This is a genomic window from Soehngenia longivitae, from assembly GCF_004684055.1.
In the GTDB taxonomy this organism is placed as follows: Bacteria; Bacillota; Clostridia; order Tissierellales; family Tissierellaceae; genus Soehngenia; species Soehngenia longivitae.
Map to the genome: position 1 here is coordinate 16,813 of NZ_SRIB01000014.1, position 11,400 is coordinate 28,212.

General features: G+C 32.7%; 11 protein-coding genes. 2 read left to right on the top strand and 9 right to left on the bottom strand.

Annotation, left to right across the window (positions count from 1 at the left end; all coding sequences use genetic code 11):
• The first annotated feature begins 65 nt into the window (after positions 1-65).
• Entirely contained in the window at positions 66-890 is an 825-nt protein-coding gene (locus E4100_RS08655; protein ID WP_209315327.1) for a glycosyltransferase family 8 protein, read from the top strand.
• 19 nt (positions 891-909) lie between these two features.
• Entirely contained in the window at positions 910-1,431 is a 522-nt protein-coding gene (locus E4100_RS08660) for a hypothetical protein (RefSeq protein WP_135271653.1), read from the top strand.
• Between the two features lie 15 nt (positions 1,432-1,446).
• On the opposite strand, the gene orr is transcribed toward E4100_RS08660, so the two are convergent.
• The 9 genes from orr to nrdR all read right to left on the bottom strand — a co-directional run bounded on the left by orr (position 1,447) and on the right by nrdR (position 11,307).
• Entirely contained in the window at positions 1,447-2,511 is a 1,065-nt protein-coding gene (orr, locus tag E4100_RS08665) for an ornithine racemase Orr (RefSeq protein ID WP_135271654.1), read from the bottom strand.
• Between the two features lie 2 nt (positions 2,512-2,513).
• The gene (locus E4100_RS08670) at positions 2,514-3,890 is read right to left on the bottom strand and encodes a GlmL-related ornithine degradation protein (RefSeq protein WP_135271655.1); all 1,377 of its coding nucleotides are present in this window, start codon (positions 3,888-3,890) and stop codon (positions 2,514-2,516) included.
• Positions 3,880-6,096 (bottom strand): D-ornithine 4,5-aminomutase subunit OraE, encoded by a 2,217-nt coding sequence (gene oraE, locus E4100_RS08675; protein WP_135271656.1) that lies wholly within the window; start codon positions 6,094-6,096, stop codon positions 3,880-3,882. Before oraE ends, E4100_RS08670 begins: the two co-directional genes overlap by 11 nt.
• Positions 6,096-6,461, bottom strand: coding sequence for an ornithine aminomutase subunit alpha (locus tag E4100_RS08680; RefSeq protein WP_135271657.1), 366 nt, complete (start codon positions 6,459-6,461; stop codon positions 6,096-6,098). The genes oraE and E4100_RS08680 overlap by 1 nt, the downstream gene beginning before the upstream one ends.
• Before the next feature lie 7 nt (positions 6,462-6,468).
• On the bottom strand, positions 6,469-7,887 hold the full coding sequence (ortB, locus tag E4100_RS08685) for a 2-amino-4-oxopentanoate thiolase subunit OrtB (protein WP_245196387.1): 1,419 nt from the start codon (positions 7,885-7,887) through the stop codon (positions 6,469-6,471).
• The gene (ortA, locus tag E4100_RS08690) at positions 7,880-8,191 is read right to left on the bottom strand and encodes a 2-amino-4-oxopentanoate thiolase subunit OrtA (protein WP_135271658.1); all 312 of its coding nucleotides are present in this window, start codon (positions 8,189-8,191) and stop codon (positions 7,880-7,882) included. Before ortA ends, ortB begins: the two co-directional genes overlap by 8 nt.
• Before the next feature lie 39 nt (positions 8,192-8,230).
• Complete coding sequence (ord, locus tag E4100_RS08695; protein WP_135271659.1) at positions 8,231-9,283, bottom strand: 2,4-diaminopentanoate dehydrogenase; 1,053 nt, start codon at positions 9,281-9,283, stop codon at positions 8,231-8,233.
• Positions 9,284-9,431: 148 nt separating this feature from the next.
• Positions 9,432-10,856 (bottom strand): sigma-54 interaction domain-containing protein, encoded by a 1,425-nt coding sequence (locus tag E4100_RS08700; protein WP_245196388.1) that lies wholly within the window; start codon positions 10,854-10,856, stop codon positions 9,432-9,434.
• Positions 10,849-11,307, bottom strand: a complete 459-nt coding sequence (gene nrdR / locus E4100_RS08705) for a transcriptional regulator NrdR (RefSeq protein ID WP_135271660.1) — start codon at positions 11,305-11,307, stop codon at positions 10,849-10,851. The genes E4100_RS08700 and nrdR overlap by 8 nt, the downstream gene beginning before the upstream one ends.
• Between the last annotated feature and the right edge of the window lie 93 nt (positions 11,308-11,400).

Consider the following 11,400-nt stretch of genomic DNA (forward strand, 5'->3'; position numbering starts at 1 on the left):
TAACTCAAAATTGTGTATAATAAATATGTGAAATAATCTTTTTTTACAATAAGGGGATGTTTTTGTTGAATATATTAGTATGTCTAGACTCAAATTACATTAATCCGCTAAAAGTAATGCTTTATTCGCTATTTTCTAATAATGAAAACAGTAATTTTGATATTTATTTGATGCACTCTAAGATCCCACAAGATAAACTGAATTCATTAAATGATTATATAGTTAATAATTGGCCAAACAACTCATTTTACCCAATCAAAGTTTCAAGTGATGATTTTAAAAACGCTCCAGTTGTATCCTATTATAGCGAAGAAATGTATTACAGATTATTTGCTCATAAATATTTACCAAAAAACATGGAGAGGATTCTTTACTTAGATCCTGATATACTTGTTATAAATGAGATAAACGATCTTTATAATGTGGATTTTGGCAATAACCTTTTTGCAGCTTGTCACCACAATAAAATCTTCATAAAAGGTATTAATAAGATAAGGCTCCTACAATACCAAATTGAAGAATACTATAATTCAGGCGTATTGATGATGAATCTGACTGAGCAAAGGAAAAGAATTGAAGAGAAAGTAATATATGATTTTATAGAAAAAAATAAAGCTATATTAATATTACCAGACCAAGATATTTTAAATTCACTGTATTCTAAAGATATAAAAGATGTCGATGAGATTTTATATAATTATGATACAAGGTTTTATACTTATTATAAATTCTTAAGTAAAGGAAAGGTAGATATGGACTATATATTCGACAACACCGTAATACTTCATTTCTGTGGAAAAAAGAAACCTTGGAAAAAACCATATAGCGGTGAATTTTACTCTTTATATAAACACTACCAAAAACAAGTACAAAAGTTAGAGAACAAATAAAAGCTTGGGAGGCACTATTATGAAGCCTAATATTAAATATATTGTCCTTATTCTATCGCTTATGTTATCAATATTTTTAGCTGGGTGTATGAATGAAAATACAGAAAATGAAAATAATCAAATAGTTGATGAAAATAAAAAAGAAGTTATATCTTCTTCTCCAGTAGAAGATTTTTCTCAGTTAACTCTATTGGAGTCTTTTAACTATGATTATGATTTAGATGGCACAGAAGAGGCAATAAATTTATATACTTCTGCACAAAAAAATAGTGATGGTGAAATGATGTGGGATGATGGACAAATTTTTAAGCTAATCATACACGATGATGATAAAATTTTTATTCTTTTTGACGAATATGTACAACTTGGTAAAATTAATTACTATGTATACCTTGAAAATGATATATTTACTATAACTGTTATAAGTCCTAGAACTGCCAGTTTTACAGTTACTGATTACGTGTTTGATAAAGATACAAATAGCTTTTTGGTAAACAGATTAATAGAAAAAATAACAGATATCAATATGTTAAAAATTTAAGGGGCTGTAAACCCCTTAAATTATTATTTTCTCAATATATTCAGAAGTCATAGCTCTTAACATGCTCACATAGTGAAGATTAAATGCTAATATGTCACCCACACTATAATCTATCTTAGAATCTGAGCCATCGATTATAGTATGATCAGAACTTCCTCCCAAAATTATCAAATCTTTATCTAATGGATATAAACTTTCTAAATCTATGTCTTGTTTCCCAACTGCACAGATTAACCTTTTTCTAATTCCTCTATCTACGAAAGTTGGTACATTCCCAAAAGCATCTCTGCCTATTTCCTCGGTTGGAACTGATGGTTTTTCTTTGATCTCTATAATCTCAGCTTCTAGTTGGAATGCAGTGCAATCAGTTCCATCAATATGTTTTCCATATGCTGATTCTGTCCCAAAAATTATCGATTCACCTAATCTTAAGTTATTAATTTCGTTAGGAATATTTCCTGTACCTAATAAATGAACTGTACTAGAGTTGCCTCCTGATAACATTTCTATTTTTATCCCAAATTCTTTTTCAATTTCATTTTTATAGTCTGCTAATTTTTGCAATATATGCCTTTTAGGTATAACTCCTCCATAACAAGTTAAGTTTACACCTAGTCCATAAAGCTCTATGTTGTCCAATTTTAATATTTCATCAACGGCATTAAAAAGTTCTTCTTTCTTAAAATAGCCTTCTCTCAAATCTCCTAGATCAACCATCAGGATTACTTTGTGTATCTTGCCTAAACTCTCACTGACTTCATTTAGCGCATAGATGGTATCCAACTCAGAGTTAAGTGATATATCAGCATATTCTACAGTTTCTTTTGCTTGTGAAATCATCGGTAATCGAAGCATCATCTTAGGAATATCAAACGGTGCAATTTTTTTTAAGTTCTCTATTCTAGAATCTGCTAAAAAATCTACACCTCCATTGATAAAAGCTTTAACAATTTCTGGATAAGCACAAAAACCTTTAGTCACACCAGCGATTGTTATTCCTTCTTCCTTTGCAAGTGCAACTATTTTTGATACATTTGATTCGATTTTCTTTGTATCTACAATTAGTCTAGGATAAGCCACTTTTATTCCTCCTTCATATTTATGCCCAAGCTATCATAAAGCAATTTTATTGCAGCATCAGGATATCTATATGACATGACTCCTAAAGATGCCATGATATAATGATTATCTATCAGAACATTAACATCAGGATTGGGTAACAGCTCCATCCCATTATTAGAATGAGGAATATTTTTTAATATTTCTGTTCTTCGTGGCAGCCTTGTTAAAGCTCCACCAGTTCCTATAACATATTTTACACTTGTTAAATCTTTACCTTCAGCAAATGTCATCTTTCCAGAAGGACCATATAGATTTTTTAAAGTACCAGCATGTCGTTTTATTGCAGTCACACAAGCATATTCTGTTAATGTTTCAATAAACCTTACTTCATCTTCACTCTCAGGTATGGGTTTTATCCCAGATATTAAACAATCTAATTTTTCTTTAGATACCCCTAATTTTTTAATTAAATCATCTTCACCTATACCTTCAATAATGTTTTTTGCATTCACATATACCCCAAGGTCCCCTTCAACAGTTCTCTTTGCTTTTGGTTCTGGGCTTATCAACATTCTATTAATTTCTTCGCTACCTTCTGTGACTGAATGTACATCAGTAGTTGCGCCTCCAACATCTATTGTGACAAGATCCCCTATACGATCATACAACAATTCGCTAGCTTTCATCACTGCTCCAGGAGTTGGTACTATATTCCCAGTTACCATTTCTCTAATCTTTGTCATTCCAGGAGCATGTATAATATGTTTTTCAAATACTTGTTGTATGATTTTTCTAGTTGGTTCGACATTTAGTTGGTCAATTTCTGGATACACATTTTCAACAATATACAATTCGGTTTTTTTGTCTTTAAATATCTCCTTTATTTCATCGTGATTTTCGATATTACCTGCATATATAACAGGTATATCTAAATTTAGATTTGCTATAAGTTCGCTATTATAAAGTGCCGTTTCTCTTTCTCCATAGTCGACTCCACCAGCTATTAAAATTATATTGGGCTTTATTTCTTCAATCTTTTTTAAATCTAATTTTCTCAATTTACCTGATGTGATAAATTTAATATTAGCTCCTGCTCCCAATGCAGCCTCTTTTGCAGCACGAACAGTCATATCGTAAACCAAGCCATGTACAGTCATTTTTAGTCCACCTGCTGCAGAGCTAGTTGCAATAAGTTCATTGTATTCAAGTTCTAAGATACCTAAATTCTCCTTTAGATTATTTATGGCCGCTTTAAGTCCTATATTTACGTCTCCTTCGATTACCGAAGTAGGGGCTTGCCCCTGTCCAATAAAGGCAGGGGCAATTTGCATGTTTTTAAATGCATTTATTACTGTTGTAGTACTACCTATTTCAGCAACTAATAAATCAATTTTCATTTTCTATCTCACGTCTTTTCTTAACAAGGAATGTAGCGACATGTGAACCTTTTGTTCCTCTTCCAAAACCTGCATCCATCCCATTTTTTACAGCCATTTCATTAGATACTTGAGTCCCACCAGCAGCTATTATTAGCTTATCTCTTACACCTTTTTCAATCGCATAATTATTTAACTTTTTCATGTTCTTGTAGTGAATGTCATCATGAGAGATTATCGTCGAAACTAAGATAGCATCTGCGTTTAATTCAATTGCTGCGTCAACTAGTTTTTCTACTGGTACAGAAGTACCTAAAATATGGCATTCAATGCCGTATTTTTCTATACCACCATGTTTGATGTCTATGATCTCTCTTAATCCTACTGAATGCTCATCCTCTCCAACTGTAGCAGCTACAACTTTCATTGGTTTTCTTGATATTTCAGCTCTGATTTCATCTTCACTCATTTCTTCTGGCTTTGGTGGAATGACTAATTTAGATATATCTATTGTAAAGTCAACCCTTCCTTTTAATTCAATTCTAGTTCCTTCAGCCTGTTGCAAAACTTCCCTATGAATGACTTCGCAATCTTTTAAATTCAGATTTTTACCAATTTCAAGAGCTGCAAATTCTGCAGTACGTACATCTGTTGGAAGGAACATTGTCAGCAGTACTACTCCATCTCCAAGCCATTCCATTTCAGGTTTTATAATATTTGTATTTATTAAATCTTTAACTTCTTCTAATCTAACATTTACATTATCAGTTTCATCAAGTTCGTCAATAAAAATGATCTTTTCTGGTTTTTCAAAAGTCGAACCATTAATCAGTAAAGATGGATTATTTACATATTCTTTTCCATATTGTTCAACGTTATTATATCCAAAATGAGCAGTTACAGGTGCCATGTATTCTTTATCTCTTTCAAATACTGTTCCTACACCTACTCCTCCATCTATCTTTCTTACTATCCCATCTCCATTCCTTTCAGGATAATAGCCAGAGTCTACAAAGAAACCTTCTTCAACAGCTTTAAAGTATCCACCTATTTCTAATATTTCTTCCATAAATAATACTGCTCTTTCTTTAAGTTCTCTAACTTTCGTAGATAAATACTCGCCTTCTCTATCTACCTTGATCATTTTCATTAATCCGTCCATACCATTGAAAGCTTGCTTTGCTGTGTCTACAGCCTCGATATTAAATATATGCCAAGGTACATTTCTTCCCTCATCTGGTGTTATTGTAGATTGAATATCAGCAGATGTTAATTCTGAAATCAATAAGTTTAAAACATGAGTCACAGTGGCTTCTCTAGTAGATGATTCCATATATTTAGTATTCATTTGTGCCCTCATTCTGTATTCTCTAAACAATTCTCTCAATGCAATTGCGTATGGTAAGTCTAGCCTCATACAAGGTGCTGGTGGCGCTGTTGGTGGAACGGTTGACAAACATATATTTGACTTTTTCATGCCTATTTTTACAGAATACATTGAATTTAAAGCATGTTGTACCATTAGTTCCGGCATAACTTTCCAAGCTTCTCTTGCAGTTGCATTAGCATTGTGAGCACCGTCGATCTGAGCTATATCTGCCCAAGTCATAACTTTCTTAGCTTCTGCTGCATCAACGAAAGATCTTACCATGTTTATATTTCTATATAAGACATTGTATTGAGGATCTTGATGTGCTCCATTCACTCCCTCTTCTGCAAACATTACAGCAATCTCAGGACCAGCTACTCCTGATACATATGAATGATAATTAATAGGTCTTCCTACTTCTTCTTCAATCAAATCTAAAGCTTTTCTCTGTGCTCTGACTTGTTTTCTACTAATTGGTATTCCCCCAACTCCTTGAGGTGTACCTTCTATTAAACTCTCAAAGTGAGACTGTCCAGCGGTTCTTATTACCATAATATGGTCAGCGCCATGCCATGCAGCCATCCTCATTCTTCTTATATCATCTTCAAAACGCCCAGAGGCTATCTCGGTGGTTATTACTGGAGCGGGTTGAGGATCAATGTTATCAAAATACTTTGCTGCTGGGAGTGGCTGACTTTGTATTAAATTTTTCGAAGTTTCATAGTAATCAAACTTACCTATTTCCCTTGCTTCTCCGACCCCTTCTCTCCAATGCCAACCTCTTCTTTTTGGTCTATAGTTCTCTAAATCCTTTAAAATCTCTTTAATATCTAATTTTTCATTTGGTTTAAGTTCCATTATTTTACACCTCCGTTAAATAGAGGTTTAACCTCATCCCAAGAATTAGGATCTATTAATTTTAATCCTGCTTCTCTTATGCCTAAGCTTTTGTGTTTTGAATATTTATATACAATATTACCCACACCTTTTCCTATTAGGCCTCTATCTATTGCATTTTCAACAATACTTTTTGCTTCTATACTTGAAAATCCCATTCTCAATAAAACACTTCTCTCTATTGAAGGAGTCGTATTATTATATGCCAAATTTACTAATGGATCTACAATTTTTTCTGCTAACTCCCAAAAATAAGCTTCTAATTCTGATTCTGACAAATTTGCTAAATGTTTTCTTCTCTCTTCAAAGTCATCTTCTCTTCTCATTTGTACACTACCTTTCTACATTAACATTTAGATCTTTTAGTACATTAATAACATATTCTTTGCTTGATTTAGTATCTTGTGCTAAAAATTCTAAGTCATTTTCAGTCACAGTTTCAACTTTATAATTAGCAATGCAATTTTTAATATACGATCTCTTGATTTTATCTAAGTCAATTTCTGTAGTATGCATATATCCTGGATTTTTAGGTAATATGATGTTTTTACCAGGAATTTCTTCTTTTGGATCCCCAATTATTAATTCAATACCATTTTCTTTAGCAAATGTAAGCTGTGGCAAAATATGCTTACCAGCACCTGTGTACTCAGTCTCTTGCACAACAATTATTTTATCTTCATCTAGCTCTTGAGCTATGCTAAATGCTGCTGCTAAAGCTGTATTACCAGCAGGACCTCTTTCAAGCCCTTCCACTTGAGCTAATAATTCTGTCATATAAAATACCGATCCTTGATTTACTGTTACATATCTATCCATGTATCTCAGTGGTCTTGCCGCTGATCTAGGCACATCTGATCTATCAGGCCAAGTTGCGAAAGGTATTCCAAATCCAGTGTGCCCAGTAGTAAATGATTTCTTATTAAATTGTTCATCACTTGCCATATGAAGTCCTTCTAAATTTACACTTGCGCCTACTATTTTGGTGTCAAATGCCCCTGCTTTAATCAATCCCCTAGCTGTACCAGTTAGGTTTCCTCCTCCTGCATTTGTTATTACTACAACATCAGGATCCTTTCCTTCTCTTTGCCTAAAATCCATGGATAGTTCATATCCTAACGTTTCTACTCCTGCTATCCCAAATGGAGTATATAAGGATGCATTAAAATAGCCAGTCTCCTCTAATAACAATAAAAATGAGTAAAATAATTCTGGACCAACAGTCAGTTGAACTACCTCTGCTCCATATGCCTCGCACGCTCTTGCCTTTTCAATTATTTCAGGTTGTCCCACACCTCTCGAATCATAGCATTCCTGAACAATAATGCATTTAAGTCCTCTCATAGCTGCTTGTGAAGCAACAGCAGCACCATAATTCCCTGAAGTTGCAGCTATGACTCCTTTATATCCTAGCTTTTGTGCATGATATACAGATGTAGCAGCTCTTCTAGCTTTAAAAGATCCTGAAGGATTACACGCTTCATCTTTTATAAATATTCTGGCACCCTTTCCTGGACTTGAAAATTTTCTAACTAATTTAGTTATATTTTTCAGCTCATATAGTGGAGTGGAACCTACTGAAGTTTGCTTTTGAATTTCTTCTATTTCTTGTAAAGAATAACCTGTTTCTTTCATCATTCTCTCATAGTCAAACGCAATCGAGCCTGATTCAAATATGCTATAATCAATTCCTACGGATTTCTTCATTATTTCACTTTTTCTTGCCATCACTTCATCATAGCTATTACTCAATATCTTCACCTTCTTTCAATAAAGCCCTAGCCTGCCTACCTATATATAAAATTTCTGGAACACATTTACCAAAATCGTGTCCCCAATATGGATTAATTTCAACCAATATTCCTGTTACTCTTCTTCCAATGTAAGTTTCAATTTCTACTTCTTGTCCTATATTTGCCTCTTCATTTAGTAAAAAACCTTTATCCCACATTTCTAAAGGTACTTTCCTCGTATCTTCCGGTAGGTTTGATGCTCTTTTGTCTGGAGTTAAGATTATATTATGAATTCTTACCCAGTCTCCTTTTTTTGCATCCATTGGTATCTTCCTTTCATCTTAATTCATTTATGTTCATATTTAATCTTCTTTTATCATTTCTCTCATATCACCCATAATTGCTCTTGGAACAGGTAAATCTATCATTGTTTTTAATCCTGGTGTGGCATTTATAATATGTGGAATCATATTTACACACATTGCGATTGTACCAATCCCACCAGGTACCTCTGGCACAATAGACATATTGATGTTTGGAATACCTTTTATAGTAATATAATCGCCAGTTTGTACGCCAGCCAATTGAGGTTCTATTTGTTGAGGATGAAGCATTTCGATTTTCAGTTCATCATCTACGTATCCATATCCTCTCATTTCACAACCTGCCACATCTCCTGGCTGTACTTCTGCATATGGTGATTTTCTATATACTTCACTTACTATTGGCGCTCTGTATTGCTCTATTCCTTTGGATAACTTCCAACCTAAAGCATCAGCTATCATATTAATAGATTCAGGGAATCCAACATGTCCTACTAATGTCTTTTCTTCCAATCTTCTATTAAATTCTTCTAAACTTATTCCAACACCTTGTTCTTTCATTACAGAAGGCCCAAATGGCGACAATGAATTAATCCTCTCAGCTTTAATGCTATCAACTTCTATGCAAGCTCCAGTTAATAGGATAACTAGCAAGTCCATTATTAACCCTGGATTTATGCCAGTTCCCAAAACAGAAACTCCATTCTCTTTAGCAATTTTATCTATTTCTCTTGCTAATTCAGGCTCCTGTGCGTATGGATATGCCATTTCTTCAGCAGTTGATATTACATTTATTTTCTTTTCTAAAATAAATTTTAATTTGTCAAATGTTTTTCTTGTAAAAGAATCAGTTGCCACTAGAACTACATCTGCTGCTTTCTCAGTTATTACATCTTGGTATTCACCAATTATTATATCCTTTCTGTCCCCTCTCTCTACATCCAAATAATCATACATGCTTTTCCCAACTTTTTCCCCTCTTCCTACAACTCCTACTATTTCTACTCCTTTTTTCTTTAAAAGTACTTCTGCCATGCCTTTTCCCATTGATCCTAAACCCCAAATTATTACTTTAACGTTTTCCTTTCTCATAAAGCACCTCCATAAATTTTTATACACTTAATATCTATGCAAATTTTATGCCAGATTATTTTGTTAAATATTATGAATTTTTAGCATATAAAGCTACCTAAAATCTACAAAATAAAAAAAGATGCAAATTAATTTGCATCAGTTGCTATTATTTTTGCATCAATTTATATTTTTTTATTTTTGCTTGTAATGTTTGCCTTTTAATCCCTAAAAAACTAGCTGCATTTGATATATTATAATTGTTTATTTTTAGCGCCTCATTGATCATCCTTTGTTCTATATTTCCAATCATCTCAGGCAATGTTTGACTATCAAAATTATTAAAAATAAACTTATCCCTACTATTAGAAAGAAAGTTAGAAGACAAAAAATCTTCTTTATTTAAAGCTTTGTCATTTAATGATACCATATTCATCGCGCCTTCAATGAAATTTTCCAATTCTCGAACATTCCCAGGCCAATTATAATTCTTAAAATCTCTTATGACATCTGATGAAACTTTACTAATATTTTTATTCAAAATTTTATTATACTTAGCTACAAAATAATATGTTAATAGCTCAATATCATCTAATCTTTCTCTTAACGGCGGTATATTTATATTTATTACATTGAGTCTATAGTAAAGATCCTTTCTTAAAGTTCCCTTTTCTATGCTATCCATAGGATTTTCATTAGTAGTAGCAATAATTCTAACATCAATAGGTATGTCCCTTATTCCACCAACTCTTCTAATATAGCCTTCTTGTAAAACTCGTAATAATTTTGCTTGAAGTGTTAAACTCATAGAATTTATTTCATCTAAAAGCAATGTTCCTCCGTTTGCTTGTTCAAATATTCCCTCTCTTTCAATGGCACCAGTAAATCCACCCTTTTCAGTTCCAAATAGGATTCCTTCTAATAAAGTATCTGGAATTGCGGCACAATTTTGTGCTATGAAAGTTTTATCTTTCCTATTCCCATTATAATGTATGCTTTGAGCAAACATCTCTTTTCCCGTCCCAGTTTCACCAAAAATAAGAACACTAGATGGAGATTGACAGGCTTTTTGGGCTATTTTTTTAGCTGCAATAAGCTTCTCGTTTTGGCCAATGATGTTATGTAAGCTATACTTTTTTATTGTAGGTTTTATTCCCTTATTATCTTTTTTTAATTCATTTTGTAATTCAAGTAACTGATCAGATAAAATTTTTGTGTTTGTTAAATCATGAGCAATTTCAGCTGCTCCTATTATTTTTTTGTTTTCAATTAATGGAATTGTAGAACTAATAGTCGTTATTGAGTGTCCTCTAAAATTTAAGTATGTTTGAGTGCTGTTAAATATTGATTCTCCGGTTTTCAAGACTTTTATAAGCGTTGAAGTTTCTTCATTCAAACTAGGAAAAATTTCAAATAAATCTTTCCCAATTACTTGTTCTATCTCTAGACCTTCTAATTGAGCCATTGTGGAATTATAAATTATAGTTTTTCTGCTATTATCTATTACGTGAATTCCCACATTTCCATACTGCAAAATTTTTTGCAGTAAAATAGAATCTAATGAGTTCATCATGACATCACCTAGTTTATTCATTGTCATCCAACAATTTTTTTAATTCATCTAAAAACGAATTAACATCTTTAAATTGCCTATAAACTGATGCAAATCTAACATACGCAACCTCATCCACATCTTTCAATTTTGACATAACCATCTCGCCAATTTGTTTTGACGTAATTTCTTTCTCTAATGAATTGAAAATTGTTTTTTCTATATCATCTACTATTCTCTCAATAACTTCCATCGGAACAGGCCTTTTTTCGCATGCTTTAATAATTCCATTCATTAGTTTATTTCTATCATAAGATTGTCTATTACTATCTTTTTTTACTATCATAATTGGGACTTCTTCTATTTTCTCATAAGTTGTAAATCTCTTGCCACATCTTATGCACTCTCTTCGTCTTCGAATTGTTTGTCCTTCATCCGTTGGTCTTGAATCAACAACTTTCGATTCAAGATAATTACAATAAGGGCATTTCATAGTATCCTCCATATTAAATCGGGTAGGAGGAAAATAATTATTTTATTTTCCGACCTCCCACACCACCGTACGTACGGTTCTCGTATACGGCGG